This window comes from Secundilactobacillus kimchicus JCM 15530 (assembly GCF_001433995.1).
Taxonomy (GTDB): Bacteria; Bacillota; Bacilli; order Lactobacillales; family Lactobacillaceae; genus Secundilactobacillus; species Secundilactobacillus kimchicus.
The window spans coordinates 1-23,834 of record NZ_AZCX01000005.1 but is presented as its reverse complement, the minus strand read 5'-3'; the positions used below and the strand labels follow the sequence as shown (position 1 = coordinate 23,834).

At 46.9% G+C, this 23,834-nt stretch carries 22 protein-coding genes; 8 read left to right on the top strand and 14 right to left on the bottom strand.

The features are described from left to right. The 3 genes from FC96_RS07785 to FC96_RS07775 form a co-directional block, all read right to left on the bottom strand. Complete coding sequence (locus FC96_RS07785; RefSeq protein ID WP_056942592.1) at positions 1-1,056, bottom strand: ABC transporter permease; 1,056 nt, start codon at positions 1,054-1,056, stop codon at positions 1-3. Further along, positions 1,057-1,581, bottom strand: a complete 525-nt coding sequence (locus tag FC96_RS07780; protein WP_056942591.1) for a TetR/AcrR family transcriptional regulator — start codon at positions 1,579-1,581, stop codon at positions 1,057-1,059. It abuts the gene before it with no gap. A 198-nt stretch (positions 1,582-1,779) separates the two neighbouring features. Further along, the gene (locus tag FC96_RS07775) at positions 1,780-2,400 is read right to left on the bottom strand and encodes a PepSY domain-containing protein (RefSeq protein WP_056942590.1); all 621 of its coding nucleotides are present in this window, start codon (positions 2,398-2,400) and stop codon (positions 1,780-1,782) included. A 108-nt stretch (positions 2,401-2,508) separates the two neighbouring features. Between FC96_RS07775 and FC96_RS07770 the strand changes: the two genes are divergently transcribed. From FC96_RS07770 to FC96_RS07755, 4 genes are all read left to right on the top strand, one after another. Further along, on the top strand, positions 2,509-2,820 hold the full coding sequence (locus tag FC96_RS07770; protein WP_054660957.1) for a hypothetical protein: 312 nt from the start codon (positions 2,509-2,511) through the stop codon (positions 2,818-2,820). A gap of 168 nt (positions 2,821-2,988) precedes the next feature. Continuing rightward, positions 2,989-3,165 carry a 50S ribosomal protein L32 gene (rpmF, locus tag FC96_RS07765; RefSeq protein ID WP_056942589.1) on the top strand — a complete coding sequence of 59 codons (177 nt, stop codon included), beginning with the start codon at positions 2,989-2,991 and terminating at the stop codon, positions 3,163-3,165. A 619-nt stretch (positions 3,166-3,784) separates the two neighbouring features. Then, entirely contained in the window at positions 3,785-4,888 is a 1,104-nt protein-coding gene (locus tag FC96_RS07760) for an ammonium transporter family protein (RefSeq protein ID WP_056942588.1), read from the top strand. Further along, positions 4,885-6,000, top strand: a complete 1,116-nt coding sequence (locus tag FC96_RS07755) for an NAD(P)/FAD-dependent oxidoreductase (protein ID WP_056942587.1) — start codon at positions 4,885-4,887, stop codon at positions 5,998-6,000. The genes FC96_RS07760 and FC96_RS07755 overlap by 4 nt, the downstream gene beginning before the upstream one ends. Positions 6,001-6,293: 293 nt before the next feature. Here FC96_RS07755 and FC96_RS07750 read toward each other — a convergent pair whose 3' ends face one another. Together FC96_RS07750 and FC96_RS07745 are read right to left on the bottom strand one after the other, a co-directional pair. Then, positions 6,294-6,956 (bottom strand): hypothetical protein, encoded by a 663-nt coding sequence (locus tag FC96_RS07750; RefSeq protein WP_056942586.1) that lies wholly within the window; start codon positions 6,954-6,956, stop codon positions 6,294-6,296. A 91-nt stretch (positions 6,957-7,047) separates the two neighbouring features. Next, a complete protein-coding gene (locus FC96_RS07745) occupies positions 7,048-7,260 on the bottom strand; it encodes a hypothetical protein (protein WP_054660971.1) in 213 nt (70 codons plus the stop codon). A gap of 145 nt (positions 7,261-7,405) precedes the next feature. On the opposite strand from FC96_RS07745, the gene FC96_RS07740 reads away from it, so the two are divergent. Further along, complete coding sequence (locus FC96_RS07740; protein ID WP_054660973.1) at positions 7,406-8,017, top strand: pentapeptide repeat-containing protein; 612 nt, start codon at positions 7,406-7,408, stop codon at positions 8,015-8,017. Positions 8,018-8,068: 51 nt separating this feature from the next. Here FC96_RS07740 and FC96_RS07735 read toward each other — a convergent pair whose 3' ends face one another. Further along, positions 8,069-8,614, bottom strand: a complete 546-nt coding sequence (locus tag FC96_RS07735; protein WP_235804745.1) for a GNAT family N-acetyltransferase — start codon at positions 8,612-8,614, stop codon at positions 8,069-8,071. A gap of 382 nt (positions 8,615-8,996) precedes the next feature. On the opposite strand from FC96_RS07735, the gene FC96_RS07730 reads away from it, so the two are divergent. After that, the gene (locus FC96_RS07730; RefSeq protein ID WP_056942585.1) at positions 8,997-9,758 is read left to right on the top strand and encodes an SDR family NAD(P)-dependent oxidoreductase; all 762 of its coding nucleotides are present in this window, start codon (positions 8,997-8,999) and stop codon (positions 9,756-9,758) included. A gap of 212 nt (positions 9,759-9,970) precedes the next feature. Here FC96_RS07730 and FC96_RS07725 read toward each other — a convergent pair whose 3' ends face one another. Next, a complete protein-coding gene (locus FC96_RS07725) occupies positions 9,971-11,137 on the bottom strand; it encodes an MFS transporter (RefSeq protein WP_056942584.1) in 1,167 nt (388 codons plus the stop codon). A 787-nt stretch (positions 11,138-11,924) separates the two neighbouring features. Further along, a complete protein-coding gene (locus FC96_RS07720; protein ID WP_056942583.1) occupies positions 11,925-12,794 on the bottom strand; it encodes an SDR family NAD(P)-dependent oxidoreductase in 870 nt (289 codons plus the stop codon). A gap of 197 nt (positions 12,795-12,991) precedes the next feature. Between FC96_RS07720 and FC96_RS07715 the strand changes: the two genes are divergently transcribed. Beyond that, positions 12,992-13,576, top strand: a complete 585-nt coding sequence (locus FC96_RS07715) for a TetR/AcrR family transcriptional regulator (RefSeq protein WP_056942582.1) — start codon at positions 12,992-12,994, stop codon at positions 13,574-13,576. A 94-nt stretch (positions 13,577-13,670) separates the two neighbouring features. On the opposite strand, the gene FC96_RS07710 is transcribed toward FC96_RS07715, so the two are convergent. The 5 genes from FC96_RS07710 to FC96_RS07690 all read right to left on the bottom strand — a co-directional run bounded on the left by FC96_RS07710 (position 13,671) and on the right by FC96_RS07690 (position 18,084). Continuing rightward, positions 13,671-13,898 (bottom strand): hypothetical protein, encoded by a 228-nt coding sequence (locus FC96_RS07710; protein ID WP_235804740.1) that lies wholly within the window; start codon positions 13,896-13,898, stop codon positions 13,671-13,673. A 479-nt stretch (positions 13,899-14,377) separates the two neighbouring features. Then, positions 14,378-15,070: a 2,3-diphosphoglycerate-dependent phosphoglycerate mutase gene (locus tag FC96_RS07705; RefSeq protein WP_054660987.1), complete on the bottom strand. Its 693-nt coding sequence runs from the start codon at positions 15,068-15,070 to the stop codon at positions 14,378-14,380. Positions 15,071-15,268: 198 nt separating this feature from the next. Continuing rightward, the gene (gene lepB / locus FC96_RS07700) at positions 15,269-15,883 is read right to left on the bottom strand and encodes a signal peptidase I (RefSeq protein ID WP_054660989.1); all 615 of its coding nucleotides are present in this window, start codon (positions 15,881-15,883) and stop codon (positions 15,269-15,271) included. A 3-nt stretch (positions 15,884-15,886) separates the two neighbouring features. Then, positions 15,887-16,990: an AI-2E family transporter gene (locus FC96_RS07695; RefSeq protein WP_056942581.1), complete on the bottom strand. Its 1,104-nt coding sequence runs from the start codon at positions 16,988-16,990 to the stop codon at positions 15,887-15,889. 173 nt (positions 16,991-17,163) lie between these two features. Continuing rightward, positions 17,164-18,084 (bottom strand): hypothetical protein, encoded by a 921-nt coding sequence (locus FC96_RS07690; protein WP_056942580.1) that lies wholly within the window; start codon positions 18,082-18,084, stop codon positions 17,164-17,166. 161 nt (positions 18,085-18,245) lie between these two features. Between FC96_RS07690 and FC96_RS07685 the strand changes: the two genes are divergently transcribed. After that, the gene (locus FC96_RS07685; protein ID WP_056942579.1) at positions 18,246-19,418 is read left to right on the top strand and encodes an SAM-dependent methyltransferase; all 1,173 of its coding nucleotides are present in this window, start codon (positions 18,246-18,248) and stop codon (positions 19,416-19,418) included. 100 nt (positions 19,419-19,518) lie between these two features. Here the strand turns inward: FC96_RS07685 and FC96_RS13005 are convergent. Next, a partial coding sequence (locus FC96_RS13005) for a DUF5776 domain-containing protein (protein WP_056942578.1) occupies positions 19,519-23,834 on the bottom strand: 4,316 nt, incomplete at its 5' end.

Below are 23,834 nucleotides of genomic sequence, written 5' to 3'. Positions count from 1 at the left end.
CTACCCTCCAATCACACTTACCGGATCAACTTTCAAGACGCTTCGAATCGGAATGAGGCTCCCTAATAGGGCCATCACTAGTAGCCCCACCCCTGCGCTGGCCAGAATCGGAACATCAAAGGCCACGGGAACGCTCGCTGGCATGGCAAAAGCCGTCACAACAGTCAGGGCGGTCGCGAGAATCAAACCGGCAGCTGCCAACAACACGGACTGACTGATTGTCGCACCCACCAGCATTTTGCTGGGAATGCCTTGCGCCCGCAATACAGCGTAATTTGGTAACTTTTGCATCGTTAATATATAGAGGAAAACTGCAATCACAATCAACGAAATTAACATTAAAAAGAAGATCATGAGGCCAAAGGTCAAGTTCTGTGCAGAGTACCCCGGGAGCTTATTAATGAAGGTGGCTTTACTGTACGTCTTCAATCCGTTGGCCTTTGTTCGATACCCCGCATCCTTGGAAACAATGGCACTTGCATAGGCTCCTGGCATGTTGCCTTTCAACTGACGCCAGGTTGACAACCGGCCGTATAAGACTGGCGCAATGTTTAATTTAGCGCCTTGGGTGAACCCAACGATCTTAAACTTGCGACTGAAGTCATTAAAGGTCACCGTATCGCCAAGCTCATAGCCCTTGGTCTTAAAGGAATCATCTGCGACGACTTCCCCAACGCGAGTCGCCTGATGACCACTCGACACTTTGAGGTTCTTCGCGATAAACTGATCCGGCTTCAAGCCAACAAAGGCGGCCGACGTGTTCGCATGGTCCTTAGCTTTGACCACGACTGGTGCTTGTCCCAACAGTGCTTGGTCGGCCGTTAGATTGCCAACCTGCTTTTGAGTAATGATGGATTGGCGTAAATCAACGTTAGCACTGTCATTTAACGTGATATTGTCGATGCCCCAAGAATTTACGGCATCGGTATTTTGCCGCGCTAGCCCGAGTGCTAGGCTGGTCAAAATAAAAATCAAATACCCAATCAACGCAATCATCGCAATGATCATGCCGGATCGGATTTTTTCTTTTTTAATTTCCTTCAATGCTAGAAACATTTAAACCCCTCCAATCTGGCTTTTTTCAAGAATTTCTTGGAGCTGTCCAAGCCGGGCCTCCAAGTGCTCGGGATCCAAAATACAATCTTGAATCGTCTGGTGATAAAGCGTCATAATGGCCCACCGCGCTGGCCCATAGTCAGCTTGGACAAGCTCAGATGGCTTCGCACCCAGCACTCCTTCGTTAAACCGGTAGTGCATCTGGAATAAGTTCAGATAATCCAGATTGGTCGCTTGCGTGAAAAACTGACGAATTGTTTCAATGTACTGAGTCGGCACTACAATCGGCGCGTCCGTTGGCAATGAGACATGAATCTCTTGAAGCGTAGTTTCCATTAAGTATTGATACGCATCCGTTAAATCCGAAAAATAGGTGTAGAATGCTCCCCGGGCGATCTCGGCAGCTTTCACAATGCGCGCCACTTGAGCCTTTGCCAAGGCGTGCTGCCTAAATTCGGCCAGCAGCGCTTGGCGGACCTTCTTCTGTTTTTCAACTGGTAAATTCAAAAACGTTGTCTGAACCATTGCGGACCTCCTTTATGAGTTAATCTAATTTATCACCTGATAAATATAACGCGATTATGACACCGTGTCAACATGGGTTGTGACCCAAAATAAAATCCGCCATAACCGTTAGTCTTTCTACTAACAATTATGGCGGATTTGAGGGTTTAAAGTCGAATGATTTGCTGACTAAGTGTCCTGGTCAACCAGTTAAAGGCCTTAGTCGTCTTGGTCAACCGCCAAGACTTTTCCCGAATGGGCATCGACGTGAACGTCTGGCTGCTTTTGGCCTTTATTGAACTGGATCTCCCAGTACGTAACGTTCCCCTTTTGTTTTAGTGCCGCTTCTGTTGCGGTCGCATGACGGACTTTTGGTTGAGCCGCGCTCACCGCTTTATTCAAACTAATCAGATTCTTCAAATTTAGCGCATTATCAGCGAAATTATCATCCTCACCATCAATGTCGATTGTCTCGCTTTCTGTATCCAAGACCGCTCCAGACTTAGCGTCCAGATCTAGCGTATACTCTGAATGCCCATGACCACCAGTAATTTCATACTGGTATTGACCCGAATCCTTTTCGATGGATAAATCTGTGATGGCTGCTTTTGGGTACTTATCCTGGAACTTTTTAATCGCGTCGGTTGGACTAAACGCTAGGTTGGTGAGGGATTTGTTCGACGCCGTGGATTTTGTCGTCGAACTGTTCGAACTTGAACTAACACTCGACTGGCTGTTAGTTGATTGCTGACTCGATGCGTTTTTTGACCCGTTATCGGTTGTAGAACACCCCGCTAGTAATAGGGTCGCTGCGATTGCGACACTGAGTTGCCATTTCATCGTAAAACACCCTTTCTGGTCATTGCTCATTAATTCATACTTTCACTAAAAGTATAGCAAATATGCCGAAAACAACTAATAATACGCATCTTTAATTCGCAAAATTTAGTGTGTCAATACCTCGCAATCATTGAGGCTAACCCCGGTACATACCAGACTGAAGTTGCCCCATTTGGAAAACGACTCGCCTTTGAGTACAAGCTGGCCTTGGACGCCGAGGCCACCCTCGTTTTTGATCAAGCTGGTTACTTGGTCGGAGCCAGCCTCTACGCAGATGATGCGGATGATCTTATTAACCTCATCACGATGATCATCAATGGCCATATGACAGCTAACGACTTACACCAACAAATTTTTGCCTTTCCAAGTGCCACTAGTGGCGTGATGGATTTACTGGCAGGAATGTTGCCAACAAAATAATGGTCATCCCTAATCATTCGACACAACCGCTACTTCGACCCTAACAAAGTAGCGGTTTTTAATATCCGCCAGAGTAAATTGCAATTTTAAATTGACAAATTCCAGCCAAAGTTTTATTCTAAAGCTCAAATAGTAATAGTTACTATTTAGAAAGGAGGACATAATCCTATGGCTACCCCCGCCAGACGAACCTCTAAAACTAAAAAACGTAGTCGGCGAAACCACCAAAAACTATCCACACCAGCAGTTCACTGGGATCCACAGATCAATGAATACGTGCTGAGCCACCACATCTCACCATCAGGCTTGTATCACGGCCACCAAGTTATCAAACCTAAGTACTGAGGAGGTCCCCCCCATCAACTACTCAGACCAACTCGTTTTAACAAGCTTCAATCATCTCTTTAACCGCTATGGACTCCCCCACGCTATCCTCCGGTATGATGGTTCAAGCCAAGCCGTTGAAATCACGTTTGGTGATCAACGGGCGATTCTACTATTTGTTTCACTGCTTGGCTATCTTCAAGCAGATTTCAGAACCCGTTTCTCTCATAACGGCCAAGTCGTCGATATTGATACTCAAAACTTTAATGTTGATCAAGTCACGTTCATCATCAATTCAGTCGATCAAAATGCGATGGATGCCTTTATTAACGGGACAAATTAATCCATACCGTGACCTAACCGTCACCACTCCCCAAAAAAGTGCTCAATTGGGGCTGCCAAAAGATCAAGTAAAATTATTTGATTTTTGGTGGTCTCATAACAGCACTTTTTTATTCGGTTACAATCCCACAGATTCAGAATGTTTAACAAGGTGACAAGTTATCCGTCGTGAGGCGATTGGGCTGTTTTAGATCCGTATTTACTCATATTTTTCAAAATAACCTTGACAATTATCTAGCCAAGGAGAATAATTCTAAATCGTAACAATTACTATTTAACAACGGAGGTGCGCCTTTGCTTGGATAATAACTTCATTTTACTTTGTTCATTGATCATGATTCCCATGATTTTCTTTGTCCCCGTCATGTACATCAACGCGTACGCTAATAGTGAATCATCCACTCACCTGACAACAATGACTGCCGCCATACTTTGTGGCATCACTTGCTGGTTGTTCTTTGGCAACATTGAGTCGTTTCAATTTAGTTTTCTCAATCTTAATTTGACCACTCTCAAACCAACCATCACAGTTTTATCACAACTATGTTTTTATTTGTATGCGCTCATTATGTTCGTTGGGACCAGCGTTCAAAAGATTAAATGGCAATTCCTAATCATCTTCATCCCCCTTTGGACATTTTTTGTCTATGCGCCGCTAGCTAATCTAATCTGGTCATCGAACGGCTTTTTATATAGGCTAGGCGCATTAGATTTTTCCGGCGGACTGGTTGTGCACTTAACCGCGGGACTCACAAGTCTCATTTTGTCGTTTTTTATGCGAAATACCAAACCTCCGTTGCCACGTGATAGTCCGCTATTAAACTACGTGGCAACACTCTTTATTTTAACCGGCTGGCTTGGCTTTAACTTAGCCCCTGCTGGCGCCTTTCAAAACCATGGTCCGTTAATTGTCATTAATACTTTAACAGCTGCTATTGGCGCCGTCGTTGGTTGGACGAGTGGCAGTCGGTTGGGACTGTCCTTGGATTCCAGCACTTTGTACAACGGCATTATTTGTGGCCTCGTTACGAGTACCGCCTTAGTCGCTTATGTTTCAACTCCATCAATGCTCATCGTCACGTTAATCAGCGGTCTGATTTGTCACTATGTCACTGACCTGTTAGCAGACTCCACTTACTTTTACGATCCAGTTGATTCATTCGGAATTAACGGGATAGGCGGCCTTGTTGGCACACTTGGCTTAATTTTGTTCGCAACGCCGACGGTTAACAAGGCCGGTGCCACTGGTTTACTTTCTGGCGGTTTAAAATTCGCCGAGGTTGAAGGGTTAACTCTAATTGTAACAATTCTCATCACCCTTCTTGGAACTCTCGTTTGTTTGGGGCTCATCAAAATAATAAAAATACTTATCTTATCCAGACGAAAGGAAGCGGCATTTTGAACGATCAACATTCTATTGTCATTATTGGTGCCGGACCGGCAGGAATCGGCTTAGGAGTAGCACTTCAAAACTACGGGATTAACGATTTTTTAATCCTAGAAAAAGAGACCATTGGTCATTCATTTGAGAGTTGGAATCCGGAGACACACTTCATTTCCCCCTCCTTTACTACTAACGGATTTGGGGCCCCAGACCTCAATGCCATTACTCCCGATACTTCACCCGCGTATTCTATCAGCTCAGAACATCCGTCTGGCAAAGCGTACGCAAGCTATCTTCGAGCAGTTAGTAAACTCAGTCATTTACCGGTCTTACAACACACGGGAGTCGACAGAATCTTCCCCGTCGAAGACCACTTTGAATTGATTCTTTCCTCGTCTCAAATACTTGAAGCCCAGTATGTCTTTGTGGGTATTGGCGATTTTTCATACCCTTATCGACCAGATATTCCAGGCAATAACTACGGCATTCACTACGTCGATATTCAAACTTATAACCGCTTTTCCGACCAAATGCAAACTGTAATTGGTGGCAATGAGGCTGGTTTTGACGTTGCAATCAACCTTGCCAAGCGGGGGATTCCAACAACCATTTACACGACTGAAAGCGGTCTTGAATCAAAGGCGGCTGACCCTAGCAAACGACTGTCAACCTTTACCATCGGTCGATACTTAAAGTACGCTGATTTGATTCACGTTGAATCTCATAAACAACTGGTTGCCATTAAGAAAAAACCAACCGCTTTCAAACTGACTTTTGCCGATTCATCAACTGCCATTTCACAAACAAAGCCAATTTTTGCAACTGGCTTTGCGGCCTCTCAGAGCCCTCTTGTCAGTTCCCTGTTTGACATTCGCGCCAACCGCCCACTACTAACCGCAATGGACGAATCAACCAAGTCACCAAATGTATTTTTGATTGGTCCACAAGTGACTCACGATGATGTCGTACTTTGCTATATTTATAAATACCGCCAACGGTTCGCCCCGCTGGCAGAAGAACTGTTAGCCCGGCTTCGTATGACAATTAATCCCCAAGTCACACAGCAATACAAAAAGGCCAACATGTTTTTGGACGACTTTGATGACTGTGATGTTAATTGCCAGTGCTAGTTCTAAGAAACAGAAAATGATTAACGTGGTCCCGGGGGGCCTCCCCTCTCCGAGGCCGACAGTCATTGTGACCCCCAAAGAACTCTGATATATTCATGAAAAACGTTACGGAAAAACCACCACCGACATTTGCGTTAGTGCGCTACTGCTGGAACAACGTACAAATCCATCAACGCCTATAACGGTTCGTCACGCGATGACTATGACTCACCAATCCAGAAAAAACGGAGTAGGGATTTTCCCCCTACTCCGTTTTGTTAATTAATTATCTTCTTTAATTGCCGCAAAGCGATTTAAGCTCGGCCCTCTGGCACGAAGAACTTGTTGGCAACGCGGCCTACCGAAAAGCTGCTGTACTTCTGCTGTGATGCCGGATCCGTCTTCGTACCGTTATCCCGAATCGTCAACCGGTAACGGTAATTGCCAGTCGATCGAACCTTCTTATCTGGCAACTTGGCCATGTTTGTTTTGGCATACAAGAAAGTAAACTTGCCTTTCTTAATGCTCTTCGTAATCTTAGTCGTTGAAATCGGTTTTTGTTGGGCATCATGACTCTTGTAGTATTCCAGGTATTGGTCGGATGTGACCTTCAACATCTTCCGGGCCAACTGACGAGCCTCTGACCCAACGTAACGCCCTTGATAGAACCATGGTAGCCGGTCAGCCGCCGTGTCTTTCGATGCTCTAAGATGGTCTGAATATGGTAGCTGGAGACTATCGCCCGCCTTTTGCTGACGCAGCGTATAGCTCAACGCCGACCAGTCAATATTGGCGACCGTTCTATTAGCTACCTGACTCGTATCGATGAACGACAACCGCGTATTTTTTGGAATAACAACGGTGCCAACCTCAATGGGTGCAGTGGTGGTGACAAAATCCGTCTTGGCGCTCCCCACCGTGGCACTGACAAATAACGTGCAGCCAAATGCCATCAACCCCTGAACAATTTTTTTCATGAGAATCCCCCCTCAATATCAAACAATAAACTTAATTATCAATCATTATAGTAATAGTGTAACATTCGCTAAACGCCCCAGTCTAGCCCGCTTATTTAATATGGTGGCCGTTGCTATGGACCAGCAGACTGATTATTAGCACCACCATTGCGGCGGTGAGGGTCCAACCAAGGCGCCCTTGAGGTCGGTTGTCAGCAAAGACCGGTATTAGTGTTAGCAGTTCATGGTGAGTAGCTGCAACGACGATGATTACGACAGCGGCCAGCCACAAAATCACTGTGATAGCGGCAATTAGTTTTTTCACAGATACCACGCTCTTTTCGTTGTTTTCCTAAGTATACGCCTTTTAAAATTTGACCAACACGTGGCAAAACGTCACCCAACATGATACGCTATCGCTAACAAAAGCGGCCCGATTAAAGTTCCGCTTGCCAATAGAAGGAGCCCCCATGCAAAATTCCCCTGAATACCCCGTTGTCACGTCGCAGACGTTGTCCCTAGACGACCTTCAACCCGCACATCACTATAAAAACTGCACACTAACCTACTCCAACACGGATGTCAGGCTTAGCGAGCTCATTCTTGACCACTGTGTGCTCCAGCAGACCAATTTTCGCCAAGGAGAATGGCTGGACTGTCAGGTTAGCCATTGTCAATTTCCAAATGCCGATTTCTCAGGTAGCCATGTTTACCGGTGTCAGTTTGAGGCTTGCCAGCTGATCGGCACGGACTGGACAATGTCACGACTCAAACAAGTGACGTTCACGGATAGCCAAGCCAGCTACTGCAATTTCTCCGAAACCGAATTAGATCAATGCCATTTCGTGAGCACCCGCCTAGAAGAAGCAGCTTTCCAAGCGATGACGGTGAGAAATAGCCTAACTTTCACCGACTGCCAACTGGTGGCGGCCGACTTTAGTGATAGCGCGCTGAAACGGGTCGACTTTCGGACAAGCACCATTGACGACCTCCGCTTTACCCCTGCTTTAGTCCGCGGCTGTCGCATTGACGCCGTGCAGGCCCTGCCATTTGCGTTAGCTCTTGGCGTTGAAATTGACTAAAAACGAGACCGACTTCACTTCCGTAATGGATGCCGGTCTCGTTTTTGATTGCTATTCCGCAAGATTCAACTCTAAATGATGATACCGATGGCCCAAAATTGTCATGTCTCCAGCCGACTGATAGCCCTGCCGCCGGTACAAACGTTCCGCCTTGGGATTGGCAACATCGACATTTAAGGCCAGGGTCTCGGCCCCATTATCTTGAGCCAGGCGACGGACTGCTGTTAGCAACTGGCCGCCAACTCCCTGGCCGCGAACTTTTGAATCGGTTGCCAGGAGTTCCAGATACCATTCACCCGGTAGCGTTTCGCTGGTTGGGTGAAGGCGCAACGACGTGTCGATAAACGCCGAATCCCAGTGTTCAATGACCGCCACTTCTTGGTCAGCATGGTAGCTAAACGCAACACCAACCACTTGCCCAGCCGTTTCGGCCACGATTGTTTCGGCAACTTCACCAAGAAAGGCTGACCCTTCAAATACCCGAGCCACCCGCTTGACCAGTTCCTCCGGTAACATCTCAGTTATGCCCATCTGTTCAAAAATCACCATCAAGATCTTCGCAATAGCTTTGGCATCCGTCGGTTTGGCCCGTCTCATTGTAACCACGATAATCCTCCTTAAAGAACGGTGTCGCTTATTTTAAGCTTAATTGTACATGAAAAATTACGGTAGTGACAGCGAGCAGACTATCAAAGTATCTCGACGCTATGCCATCATCGTATTCTGGAACTCAATGAACCAATTTCTCAATCCATTCCCCATTTTTTAACCCCAGAACTCGTTAAAACTGATTGCTACCAATAGTGCTAGCGATCAAAAAGTGCCATCCCGACGCTTATTATCAATAATTCATTCATTTTCATGATGCCTCTCCCTTTAGGACAAGCCAATTATTCTAAGTTTATGAAATTAATTTTAAAAACGCTTACATTTATGATATGCTGCTTAATGCAAAATTATCTTTATGGAGGTTCTTATTATGAGTATTAACTGGGATGTGCAAGATAAAAGTGTAATCATCACTGGCGGTGCTGGCGGGATCGGCCTTGGAATGGCGACCGCATTTGTTAAGGCCGGTGCAAAAGTATTAATTGTCGATGTTAATGACTCGGCACTCACTCAGGCCAAAAAAGATTTGGCGTCTTTCGGAACCATTGAAACGTTAAAAGCGGATATCTCATCTGTGACCGTCGACCAAGAAATCATTGAAACAGCTGTCTCGAAGTTCGGTAGCCTAGATGTGTTAATTAATAACGCTCACGCCTCTAAGCAAAAGCCATTTACCGATTTAACCGACGACGATCTCGCCCTATCCTTTAATACAGGGTTCTACCCAACTTGGCACTTAATGCAATTTGCTCACCCTTATTTAAAAGACTCAAAGGGCTGCGTCATCAATTTTGCCTCAGGCGCTGGCATCAACGGTCAGCCAACTCAAGCGGCCTACGCCGCAGCCAAAGAAGCTATCCGTGGACTATCCAGAGTCGCTGCCAACGAATGGGCCAGCGATGGCATTCGCGTCAACATTATTTCTCCAATCGCTGAAACAGAGGGCGTTAAGCAATGGCACAAGGCAGCGCCTGAACAATACGACCAGCTGGTCAACAGTATCCCACTCCATCGCTTAGGCGATCCCGAGACCGATATCGGCTCAGTTGCCCTTTTCTTAGCCAGCAGCGCTAGTTCCTATATGACGGGTCAAACGCTCATGGTGGACGGCGGAGATATTAAGTTACGGTAGACTAGGTATGCTTCGCATCTATCTGATAAAAAAATCCGAATACGATAAAAGGGCAAAGATCGCACATACGCGACCTTTGCCCTTCTTCTTTAGCTCTAAATGACTATGCTTAATCCATTACCACATGCTGAAACTCAATCGGTCCGGTTCCTAAATCTGTCTTGAATAAACCTGCCTGACTTCTATTGTACTTTAAGCTAGTTCGTTTTTTATTACTTATTATATAGACACGAACTGATAATTAGTAAAACACCACTAGCTATAAAAATTATCTGTATGCCAACTAAGTCGCTTAAGGGACCAAAAATAATTGATCCTAGTAAAATCATCAAGTTGCTACTCATTTGAAAAGCCGCAAAGACCTGACCCATGTTTTCCAATGGCACTAAAGTCTGAATCACTGTGGTTTGTGCTGCAATAATTAAACTCATTAAGAGTCCCGTTGCAAACGAGAGTAACAAATACATCCAAAACAACGGCACAACACTCATGAGACTCATAAGAACACCAAAGACAGTTAAACTAATCACAACTATCTTTTTGAGTTCATATTTTTTAGTGATTTTCCCAACGATTAAACCGCCAACTATTGACCCCAACCCCCAAATAACTTCTTGTGATGTCAGCAACTTAACATCCAGGCCAAAACGCTGTTGCACCATGATAAGGCCGAGAACCATCATCGGTGTAATGAATAAGAAACTTGCAGTATACACCGCTAATAATTTCTTGAGTGGTTTAATTTTTAACGCGACTTTCCAGCCCGTTAATAATTCGGGCAACATATTATTTTTCACCCGCTGATTCACTTTTGGTAAAGTCAGAAATGTCAGGCACCCAACTTCAATCAAAGCTGTGACAACATCCACTAATAAGGCAATTGCCAAATTACTAGCTGCTAAAATTACGCCACCAATCATTGGGGCAAAAAACGACGAAACTGACACCATAGTTTGATTGTGACCGTTGACTGTTGCGAGTGCTTCCTCAGGGACAATCGTCGGATAAGTTGCGCTCACTGCTGGTGCTTGAATACCTTGACCGACCGAGCGTAAAGCCGTGAAGAGTAACAATAATCCGATCGCGACGGTGCCTTTTAAGTTCATCACAAACAAGACGACTGTCATTAAAGCAATTCCACCGTCAGCCGCAATAATCAGCATTTTGCGTGAATAGTTATCAGCAAGAAAGCCGCCAACAAGCGAAACTGCTATCTGCGGTAAAATCGTACAGATCGTTGCAATCGCCATCCATGTAGCAGAGTTGGTGGCCAACGAAATGTGCCACGTAATAGCAAAACTGGTAACCAAGCTGCCAAATAAAGAGATATTTTGTGAAACCAAGAAGACATAGGCCTTCTTCTTCCAACTTTTTTCCATTGTACTATCTTCCTAATCATAATCTACGCCATTGCGTGATCTGGGGATTAGGATTTTAAAGTACAACGTACATTGCAGGTCGACCCATAGTCAAAACCTCCGTTCTAAAAGGTACAAATAATTGTATCATATTTTCCCAGACCGTAGCGACTATTGCGGTTGATCATCCCACCTGTTAACACCTTAATGCTAATTGACTACTTCATTCGGCCAGATCTGTTAACGATACGACTACGCAGGACCAAAATGGATTTAGTTTTAGGTCTTGTCCTAGAAACGATACTGCCTAGAACGTTTTTACTCATTTTGGGATCTATCCTACGCATTATTCCAAGTAGTTAGGTTTCTGAAATTAACTGATTCTTTCTCGAATTCAAAAAGGATAAGCTCGCATAATCGCAACCTTATCCTTTTTAAATAACTGTAAACCAGCAATAAAACCTACTCCATCACCACCTGCTGGAGTTCAATCGAACTAGTCCCTAAACCAGCCTTGAATAATCCCTTAACGCCTGACTTCTCCTCAGTCAAAACGACCGTGCGTTGTACGAAATATTCCTACTTAGTGTCGGACTCTCTGCTCGTTCTTTGGACCATTAGCTTTTTCTATATCCCGGTGCTATTTACTAAGTCGTTGACTAAGCATCACATATCATGTATTTCGACCGCCACCATATATCGTTTTCCTTAACCGTTTCTGAAATCAACTAAGACAATACTTTCGCTACACACATCAACTTAATGCCCTGGCAACCGTTATTAATATTGTTTGCTTGCCGAACAATGCTTACCGCGCAACATAATCGTCAGCATCCGTAGAATACGCAACAGTCTTTTGTTCAGTTAATGCCGCTAGTCGCGCTTCCAAACTTGCCTTGATTTTTTGATAGGCGTCACTGCCCAACGTCAACCGCAATGGTCCTTTTCCAACATCTACACGGCTAATAATCTGATGGGCCATTTTTTCAGGATCACCGGCGATATACTTTTCGTACGTTGCTAGATCCATCCCTGGAACATCACCTTTCATCAGTCGAACCATTTTTTCGACTTTAGTGTCTTGATAAGCAATCGGATCCTCGCCGAAAACACCGTTTCCACCGACAAAGTTAGTCCTGATGCCACCAGGCTCAACAATCGTTGTTTGAATGTTAAATGGCTCAACTTCTGTAGCCAGTGCTTCAAACGCGGCTTCCACTGCCCACTTTGACGCACTATACATTCCCGTTACTGGTGCCGAGTACTGTCCAGCCATACTAGCAATCTGGATAATCTGTCCACCTCCCTGTTCTCTAAAATGAGGCAGGAACGTCCGCGCCGTATTTAACGACCCAAAAACATTAACACTAAATACCTCTCCCGTTTGCTTGGTGCTGATCCCTTCAACCGTTCCGTACAGCCCATAGGCCGCGTTATTGAGTAACACGTCAACTGTACCAAAGATTTGAAATGCTTGATTCACAGCACCATTAACGGCTTGCGGATTTGTTAAGTCCAGTGCCGTTACCCATAACTGAGCGCCATATTCGCTTTCTAAGGCTGCCAACGCATCTTTTTTACGTGTTGTCGCAGCGACCCGATCACCCCGTTCAAGCAATTGGCTAATAATGGCGGTTGCTAAACCACCCGTAGCCCCTGTAATAAACCATGTTTTCATTTTTGTCTGCCTCCAGTAATTAATTACATTTTTAATGATAGCTCTATCTCTAAAAGAACATCTCAATAATAGCGATAGGTCTATCGTTTGTCAAGATTATTAACTCATTATTTAGCGCCACTAATCGCCAATCCCTTGTTAGTTGGATCAATCTTCGCTATCCTAATAATGATCATGATTATTTAAAGGAGACAATTATGAAGCTCAAAAGTGAAAAACTCCGCCAATCAATCCTCACCACCACCACCCAGTTGTTGATTTCTCAAGGTATCGAAGGCACCTCAACCGTTAAAGTGGCAAAAAAACTAGACATCTCTCAATCTAACATCTACTCCTACTTTAAAAATAAACAGATGCTTCTGCTAGCCGTTTTTAGCCAACACCAGGCGAAACTCATCACAGCCCTTCAACCTTTACTTGAATTACAATTACGTCCAGTTCAGCAAATCGATGCCCTCATTACCGGCCTCATTGAATTTGGCTTACAACATCCACAATCAATTCAACTTATTCTGCTATTTCGCCAACAACCACAAATCCGTCCGATACTTCCAACCATTCAAGACGATCCTTTTTTTGACGCTCTTTTTACAAAAATTGAACACTTTCAACAACTTAACGTTATCAAAAACTATAACCCTCAATTTTTGGCCGAAGGGGTCTTCTCAATGGTTGTTAACTACCTCCTTTTTCAGACTACCGGCGAATTAACCGATCAGCCACTATCACAACAAGATGTGGTAACGCTAATTCATGGATTTTTGTTGACCGGAAACGAGTAGGGCATTTAATAAAAAATATCTGAATATGATAAAAGGACCAAGATCGCACAATCGCGACCTTGGCCCTATTTACATTCTCTAAACCCAGAAATCTTTAATCCATCACCACATGCTGGAACTCAATCACACCAGTCCCTAAATCTGCCTTGAATAACCCTTTAACACCGGTCTTTTCATCCACTAAAGTGACGAGGTACTCGTCTTGACCACCGTCACCGTGCTCAAAGCTTTCGTATTCGCCACGGAAACTGTTCTTTCGAAAAAGGCCGATAATCTTCATCATGTCGCGTTGTGCGACTTCTTGTTTAGCTGTGTTTTCCAAGGTTTTAAACTCCATTCGATTTTTACTAATATTTTGTTAGTCCAGCATTGTCACCAAAAATGATCACCCATGGCGAGTGATCATTTTTGATTCTGTTTCGTTGTTAGTTAAATCAGAAACTCTCACAATCGGAGACGATCGCTGTTGGTGCGCGGTGACAGCGGCGTTAGTGCTTTAGCACTTACACCGCGGGACGCCATTGGAGACCCGTAAGCGGGGCTTCAATGCGAGGTTCGAGACCGCTCCTCAGGCTCGGACCGGTCCCCACAGCGCACTAACAGCGACCGTCGGAGATGACATCGCCCACTCACACAAAAAGCCGCCCCCCAGGGAGACGGCATAGGCAGCGTGGCCGAAACGTGTTCCACGGGGCAGGTCACTAATGTGTAAGCCAAAAAGTCACAAAATCCAAAAGCAGGATTTCCTGACTTCCCGTCTTACACGCCGTGACCTAACCGCCCCGTTCCACACTCTATTCTTTATTCGCCCAACTTAGTCTTATTCGTCACATTCAACTTATCATCAAAGTCATAAACAACTGGTTGGCCAGTCTTCATTTCCAAGTTGATGATGTCTTCGTCTGAGATGTTTTCAAGGTACTTGCTCAAGGCACGTAATGAGTTACCGTGGGCTGCGATGATGACGTTCTTGCCGTCTAATAACTTAGGCGCAATTTCGTCTTCCCAGAAAGGCATTACCCGTTCAAGGGTAACCTTTAAGTTTTCACCACCTGGCACGATGTGTGGATCCAAGTTAGCGTAACGACGGTCCTTTGCAGCTGAACCTTCGTCGTCAGCACTCAAAAGTGGTGGCAATACATCGTATGAACGACGCCAGATGTGGACTTGGTCTTCACCGAACTTTTCAGCGGCTTCGGCCTTGTTTTGGCCTTGCAAAGCACCGTAGTGACGTTCGTTTAAGCGCCAAGTCTTAGTTTCTGGAATCCAGAGTTGGTCTGAGTATTCCAAAGCGTAGTGCAACGTCTTGATGGCACGCGTTAATACAGAAGTAAAGGCGTAGTCGAATTCAATGCCGGCTTCCTTGATCAACTTACCAGCGTTTTGAGCTTGCTTAACACCTTCGTCGCTCAAATTAACGTCAACCCAACCAGTAAATTGGTTAGATAAGTTCCATTCACTTTGGCCGTGACGGATTAATACAAGTTTTGCCATGGGTAATAACCTCTTTCTTTCATTTAAAAGTACCCCATCATTTTACACCATATCGGCGTTTATTTCAGTACAAAATCAGCGTTTCACAAATGTGTAAGCGTGACCATTCACCATTCACAGGCTATCCCGTCACCTGCGCTTTATTTGTCCGATAGCCAATTCAAAAAAGCACCACCCAATTTGAGCGATGCTTACGTGTTAGTTATTTGAATACGAGTTGACCATCTTATGGTTCTTAGCCCAGAAGCCAGCTTTGACAACCCCTAAGATCTTGCTCTTAGGAACGAAGCCGTACATCCGGCCGTCTTCAGAAACGCTCCGGTGGTCACCAAGGACGAAGTAACAGTTCTTGGGGACCTTGTTGACCCGGTTATTACCAATATCTAGGCTCCACTTATTACTCCAATCATACTGTCGGGCAGCCGTGACGAGGTCAAAGCCATTCTTGAAACTGGCGACCGTCCCGGTTGTTCGTTGATATTTTGAAATGAAGTTTTGCGCTTGGTACTTGCCATTAACGTATAACTTACCCGTCTTCGTGTATTTGATTGAATCTCCTGGTAACCCGATGACCCGCTTCACGTAGTTTTCATGTCCGTTAGCGTTGGCATCCACACCATCCGCATCAAACACGATAACTGAAAAACGGTGAATTGCGAGGGGCTTAACCGCTAAAACGTGTTGGTTATTTTGCAAGTTAGGTTCCATGGACGGGCCATCCACCCGAACGACAACGAATACAAATTGCTTAATTAGAAACGCTAAGGCGATCCCAACCGCGATTGGGACGAGCCACGACAATGCTTTTTTCATAACTTACTTTCCCTTCTCATCATTCGAATCTGAATCTGAATTTTCTCGATAGAATCTTTTAAGTCTCATTTTTTGAAATCGGGCGGGCGGTACGTGTAGACCGTGGGCCGCCTTGACCCCGAGCACATCGAGGAAGAACGTAAAGACCGGCACCCCTAATAGCAGGCCCCAAACGCCCCAGAACGCTTCGCCGGCCAGTAGCACAACAAAGGTATAGAAGATGGGCAACTCTGTCTTAGACGACATGAATTTGGGGTTCAGCACGTACGCTTCCAGGCCGTGGACCACAATCAACATAATGATGATGTAGGCGACCGTCTGAAATCCACCAACTGAATACCCTAGGATAGTCAGCGGAATGGCGGATAGAATAACCCCTGCGACCGGAATCAGGCTAAAGATGAAGACCATGATAGAGAGCGCCATAAGCTGTGGAAAATGCAGAAAAGCGAGTCCTAGGGTCGTAATGATGGTGTTCACTACCGCAATCATAAACTGGGCCTCCAGCACGACGCCAAAGGTGTTCAAAAACTTCTTGGCAAAGTAGGCGACATCTTGGAAGTACCAGCCAAAGTGACTGGTTAAAAACAACTGACTAAACGTTACCATCTGTTTTTCTTCGACGGTGAAAAAGAAGCTCAAGATAAACGATAGAAAAAAGGTCAGGCCAAACGACCCGATCGTGGACACGTAGTCCACCACCACTTTGAGCCCACTTTTAACCTGTGGGACCACGTCAAACTGGTTCATCCAGTCGTTAATCAGCTTCACCGTCTGATTGGTATCATTTGCTGAACTTTGGTAAAAATTATAACTGGATTGAACCATCATCGTGACTTGTTTGACAATCATGGGAATGTACTTGGTCACGGCAAAGTACATCGCCGCAATTACCAATAGATAAACGGCCATGACAATCAGCGATGACGGAATCTTCACGTATCGCTGGACTAATCGAATTAACCGGACAACGAGAAACGTAAAGATAAACGTCAGCAAAATCATGTTCATTTCGCTTCGCAGCAACCACAATCCAAAAATGATGCTGCCTAGAACGACCCAACGCCGAATACCGATATTATTTACAAATCGTTCATATAAACTCAAGCTCTTCCCCCCTATTAACCACCTTTAATAATACCGGTGTCTGAGTATTTTTCAATGGTAGAACACGACGTGAAGGAAAGCTTAATAAACCGCTGTCTAGTGAGATGAAAAAATCTGCGAGCCTCATCATGCCGAGTACTTGCAGATTCTCAACCCATGTTAGTTAACGCGGGCTACTTGTAATTCTTTTGGAGGTATTGCGCATAAGTCATGCCGGCCTTGTGAGCCGCAATTAACCCATCTCGAATATCCTGATCTGAGAAGCTACCTTCTTCCAGACCACTAGCCGTAATTAAATTACGACCCTCCTGAATTTGTTTCGCAGTAATCGTCTTACCGTTAATTTCTTTCCGATCCTTACCAACGGTGTACTCGTTTTTGCCCTTGTAATTTTTAGCCTCTTTCTTCTCGGCATCCGTCAATCCAGTCACCGATGATGAGTTAGAGTTAGCTGAGGCGCTGCTTGAACTAGCGCTAGAACTTGAACTGTTTGAAGCCGTCACCTTATCAGATGGCGTCCCGTCACCGCCGTTTTTAATGGCTTTGTTGTTCGCACTACGCAGATCAACGGCCTTATTGTAAACGGTTGAGTAAGGAGCTTGCTTGGCTTCAGCATCGTTAAAGATTCGGTCTAACGTACTGTTTGAAGCCGTATATTGTTGTGCCCGGTTCTGGGTCAGAGCTGAGTCATAAATCTGTTGGTAAGTGTCGGCCTTCAATTGGACCGTTTTGAGGTTTTTCAGCCCGTCCTTAGCCCGCTTTACCAATACACTGGAACCATTATTGGCATTTTTAGCCTCGTTGTAATCAGACTTGGCAACGTCAAAGTGACCGTTTTGCAGGTTACTTTCCGCCGACACCAAACTTTGGGTCTGATTTAGATAAGCCTGCGCTGTTTTGTCATTACTTTTATGGCGCAACGCATTTTGGAAGTCCGTTTCTGCTTCACTGTATTTCTTATCTTGAATGGCACTCTTTCCATCAGCCATCGCTGTATCATACTGACTTTGCATGGATCGATGACTTGAGTAGGCGTATCCGCCAATTAAAGCCACGATAACGACGACAATAATCGTCCATATCCATTTCTTCAAAATAGTCCCTCCGCTCCGATAGTTGTTCGTAATCGTTTCAGGAGTATTATACCATGAACTGTTTTACCTCGCTTTTCCAAAGCAAAATTTCTTACGTCATTTGACACAGAAGCGTATAATGTCCTTTGTATTTGTAAGAGATTAAGGGAGGAATAAAACTGATGCTTGAAAAAACGTTTTACAAGACTTTCCTGAGTCGTTCATTTAACATCCCGATTGCCGTCACCTACTGGGATGGCAAAACCGATGTTTACGGCAACGGTGAGCCTGAAATTCACATCACGTTTAACGAACCTATTCCGATCAAAGACATTCGTAAAAATGCCTCAATCGCCTTGGGTGAAGGTTACATGGATAAGAAGATTGAAATCGATGGAAGTATTGAAAAACTACTGACTAGCGCATACGAAACGGCGGGCAGTTTTTTCCATAATTCCAAGTTTATTAAGTTTTTACCAAAACAAAAGCACGATGAAACTGAAAGTAAGGAAGACGTTCAAAGTCACTACGACCTTGGGAACGATTTCTATCAACTCTGGCTTGATGATACAATGACTTATTCCTGCGCCTACTTTGAGACCGAGCAAGATGATCTAAAGACCGCGCAGCTTAACAAGGTCCACCACATCATCAAAAAGCTCCATCCGCAACCCGGCAAAACGCTACTCGATATCGGCTGCGGCTGGGGAACGCTCATGCTGACCGCTGCTAAGGAGTACGGCTTAAAGGTCACCGGTGTTACCCTGAGTCAGGAACAGTATGATTTTGTCCAACAACGCATCACTAATGAAGGGCTATCAGGTGTTGCCGAAGTCCTCTTGGTCGACTACCGGGAACTTGGTAACCGTACCTGGGACTACATTACCTCTGTTGGAATGTTCGAACACGTCGGCGAAGAAAACCTGGGCACCTACTTTAACGACGTGGCCAAGTACATGAATAAGGACGGCGTCGCGCTCATTCACGGCATTACTCGGCAAGGCAAGGGTGCCAACAACGGTTGGTTAAACAAGTGGATCTTCCCTGGTGGCTACGTGCCCGGAATTGTTGAAAACACGCAACACATTCTGGACGCTGGCTTGCAAATTGCCGACCTTGAACCACTTCGTCGGCATTACCAAAAGACCACCGAAATCTGGGATCAAAACTTTAACCGTCATCGCGACGAGATTACTGAAATGATGGATGAACGGTTCGTGCGCATGTGGGACATGTACCTGCAGGCTAGCGCCGCCTCGTTCCAATCAGGTAACATCGACGTCATGCAGTTCCTATTAACCAAGGGACCATCTGGCGCTGCCTTACCAATGACTCGCGATTACATTTATCAATAAGCTGACACAAAAGCCGGGGGTTAACCGGCTTTTAGTTTGGCTACAACACAAAAGAGGGCGCCCCGTTTAAACAGGGTGCCCTCTTTTGTGTGACTCGTGACTAATGAACCTTAATGAACTTCGTGTAAGCTGTGACAAACGTGCCGTCGGTTAACTGGAACCGGGTGACGTTGTTCGTCCGGACAATCCGCTTCACATGAAGCGTCGTCCCCCGCTTAACATGTTGCCCGCGGGTCGCTTTGCTAAGACTCGCTGAACGGTACTTGAAGATGCCCTTAGCATTCGTGACTGTCACCGTTCGACCGTGCAATTTACCCGTGTAGTAACGAGCTTGCACCGGCTTTTTAGCCACTAGATTACGGTTAGCCGTTACATAGCGACCATTCGTCAAGTAGAGTCGGAACGTCTTGCCCGCCTTCACGACGCGCTTAACGTGCAGTACCGTCCCCACTTTCACATTCCGAATCTGCTTAGCTGACTTGAACGTCTTGCCAGAGTATTCGTAAATCCCCTTACGGCTCGTGACAACCCAGATGCCTGGTCGGTAATTGTCATTACCATACTTCGCCGGAACATCAGTAACAAAGTGTGAATAGCTTTGTAATCCTGTGATAAAGCTGCCATCGCTCAAGACAAACCGAGTGGTGTCGCCATTGTGCACGATGTCGGTCACATGTAAGACCGTGCCGGTCGGAATGTATTCTAATTTCTTGGCGCGACTGAACGTTGCCCCATCATAACGATACAATCCGTGGTCGGTCACAATAGTGTGACTAGTCATTACTGTGTGATACCCATCCGCTGCATCTTGGGATTCAACCGATGTGAGCTTCTTTCGGTTAGCTTCTTCCGCTGCTGCGGCAGCCGCCGCATCGGCTGCATTGGCCGCACTATCAAGCACGTGACTCGCACTCGTTGCAATTGCCTCTTGTTCCGCAGCAGTACTAGCAGCACTCACCGCGACGCTTGCCGCACTTGAAGCAGCACTACTTGCGCCAGCGGCGATGGCCGCTTGACTTGCAGCTGTTGAAGCAGCGTTACTTGCAGCACTAGCTAGGCTGTTGGCCTTATCATTGCTACTATCAGCGGTTGCCTGATCACCCTGATCTGCATGCGTCTTAGCATCTGCTGCCGCGCTGTTAGCAAGGCCAGTCAGTTCTTTAGCTTTCTCTGCTTCACTAGCAGCAACCTTTGCCGCACTTGAAGCCACACTCGCATAACTTGCAGCCGTTGAAGCAGCCGAACTAGCTGTACTTCGAGCAGTTGAGGCCGCACTGGCCGCGCTGTTAGCCGTTGAAGCAGCACTACTGATCACTGGGTTTCCAGGATAGTTTGACGCCTTTGAGCTAGCAGAACTTGCTTGGCTTGCGGCTTGACTGGCGCTACTGCTTGCTTGGCTGGCTGCCGAGCTTGCCTTAGCGGCATCCGAACCCGCGCCGTTAGCGTTACTTTGAGCAGTCGTTCGATCGCTTGCTGCTGCCGAGCTTGCCCCATTTGCTTGATCAATTGCCTTGCTAGCAACTTCTTGTTCCTGCTTAGCCACACTGGCTGCAGAACTGGCTTGACTCGCTGCGGTGGAAGCCGTTAAGGCCGCACTGGAAGCCTTACTTTCAGCACTTGAGGCAACCGAAGCGGCACTTGAGGCCGTTGATGCGGCTGAGTTAGCAGCACTAGAAGCCTTGTTTGCTTCGCTAGCAGCGCTGGAAGCAATGCTTGCCGCACTCGAAGCAATCGATCCTGCGGTGGAAGCAGCTGAACTGTCGCCCGCTGTCACTGCCGAACTGGCTGCTGACGCCGCACTCGAAGCTGTAGATGCGGCTTCTGAAGCTTGATCTTTAGCAGTAGAAGCCTTACTTGCCTCTTCACTAGCCGTTGAGGCTGCATTTGAAGCTGCCGTTGACGCACTATCAGCAACACTAGCGGCGCTGGAAGCCGTACTTGAGGCCGAGTTAGCCGTTGAGTTGGCATCAGAAATGTTAGCGTTACTTGGGTTGTCTTTTGCCAAACTAGCTGCTGAACTGGCTGCATCTGAAGCAGCTGATGCATCGCTAGCTGCACTGGAAGCCGCGGTTGAAGCTGCAGCTGAATCTTTATCAGCACCATTCGCTGATTGACCGGCCCCTGACGCAGCACCCGAAGCAGTTGAACCAGCGCTCTTCGCATTCTGATCATCAGCTGCCACACTAGCAGCTGAACTGGCTTGGCTCGCCGCGCTTGAAGCCGTTGATGCAGCACTTGAGGCTTTGTTCTCTGCACTTGAAGCGGTTGATGCAGCACTTGAGGCGGTTGATGCTGCTGATTTGGCAGCGTTTGAAGCACTGTTAGCATCACTAGCCGCACTCGAAGCAACACTAGCTGCACTTGAGGCGATTGAGCCAGCAGTGGAAGCCGCTGAACTATCGCCCGCCGTCACGGCTGAACTTGCTTCTGATGCTGCACTTGAGGCCGCTGAGGCTGCGCTCGCAGCTTGATCTTTGGCAGTAGATGCCTTACTTGCTTCTTCACTAGCCGTTGACGCTGCATTCGAGGCCGCCGTTGAAGCACTATCGGCAACACTAGCTGCACTCTTAGCATCGCTTGAGGCCGAACTAGCCGTTGAATTGGCATCAGAAATGTTGGCATTACTTGGGTTGTCCTTGGCTAAACTAGCAGTTGAACTGGCTGCATCTGATGCTACCGAAGCATCACTATTTGCCTGACTGTCTGCTACTGAAGCCGTTGAGGCATCACTAGCGGCGCTCTTAGCCGCATCGTTAGCATCTGATGCCGTTGACGCTGCCGTTGAGGCGTTGCTTGTGGCCGTTGATGTGTCTTCGGCCACACTGGCAGCTGAGCTTGCTTGACTCGCTGCACTTGACGCCGTTGATGCTGCCGAAGATGCCTTATTCTCGGCACTTGTGGCTGTCGATGCCGCACTCGAGGCAGCATCTGATGCCTGACTGGCCGCCGTGGATGCACTATTAGCATCACTAGCCGCACTTGAAGCCACGCTAGCGGCACTGGAGGCAATTGAACCAGCAGTGGAAGCGGCTGAACTATCACCTGCTGTCACTGCCGAGCTGGCAACAGAAGCGGCACTTGAGGCCGTCGAAGCAGCCTCAGAAGCCGTACTTGCTGCTGTTGACGCAGCACTTGCTTCTTTGTTAGCTGTTGAAGCCGCACTCGAAGCGGCCGTAGAGGCGCTAGAAGCCACACTAGCGGCACTGTTTGCCTCACTCAAAGCGTCACTGGCCTTAGAGTTTGCATCTGAGATGTTAGCGTTGCTTGGATTTTCGCTAGCTAAACTTGCGGCTGAACTGGCTGCATCTGAAGCAATTGATGCTGAGCTTGTCGCCTTCGAACTAGCTGTAGAAGCGATCGATGAGTCTTGATTAGCTCCGGAAGCGGCTGTACTTGCCGTATTCGAAGCGTTGGAAGCTGTTGAGGCATTGCTCGTAGCCGTTGAAGTGTCTTGAGCCACGCTAGCTGCTGAACTAGCCTGACTCGCTGCACTTGTCGCGGTTGAGGCCGCACTCGAGGCTTTACTTTCAGCGCTTGTTGCCGTTGACGCTGCACTGGAGGCAGTCGACGCGGCGCTGGAGGCTGCACTCGATGCCTTGTTGGCTTCACTCGCCGCACTGGAGGCTACGCTAGCGGCGCTGGAGGCAATTAAGCCCGCGCTGGAGGCCGCTGAACTGTCGCCCGCCGTCACGGCTGAGCTTGCTTCTGATGCTGCACTTGAGGCCGCTGAGGCTGCGCTCGAAGCTTGATCTTTAGCAGTAGAAGCTTTACTTGCCTCTTCACTGGCCGTTGACGCTGCATTCGAGGCAGTCGTTGACGCACTATCGGCAACACTAGCTGCACTATCTGCATCGCTTGAGGCTGAACTTGCCGTTGAGTTCGCATCCGAAATGTTAGCGTTACTTGGGTTATCCTTGGCCAGACTAGCTGCTGAACTGGCTGCGTCTGATGCGACCGAAGCATCGCTATTTGCCTGACTATCTGCCGTTGATGCCGTTGAGGCGTCGCTAGCGGCGCTCTTAGCTGCATCGTTTGCATCTGATGCATTTGAAGCAGCCGTTGAGGCTGCGCTGGAAGCATTCTGATCATCAACTGCCACACTAGCAGCCGAACTAGCCTGGCTAGCCGCACTAGCGGCAGTTGATGCCGCACTCGAGGCTTTACTTTCAGCACTCGTTGCAGTTGACGCTGCACTGGAAGCTGTCGAAGCTGCATTAGAGGCTTCTGATGCTGCTGAGTTGGCTGCACTGGAAGCCTTGCTTGCTTCACTAGCAGCGCTGGAGGCGATTGAACCGGCAGTGGAAGCCGCTGAACTATCGCCTGCGGTTACCGCCGAACTAGCTGCTGAGGCTGCACTTGCGGCTATTGACGCAGCACTCGAAGCCTGATCTTTAGCAGTTGAAGCTTTGCTTGCTT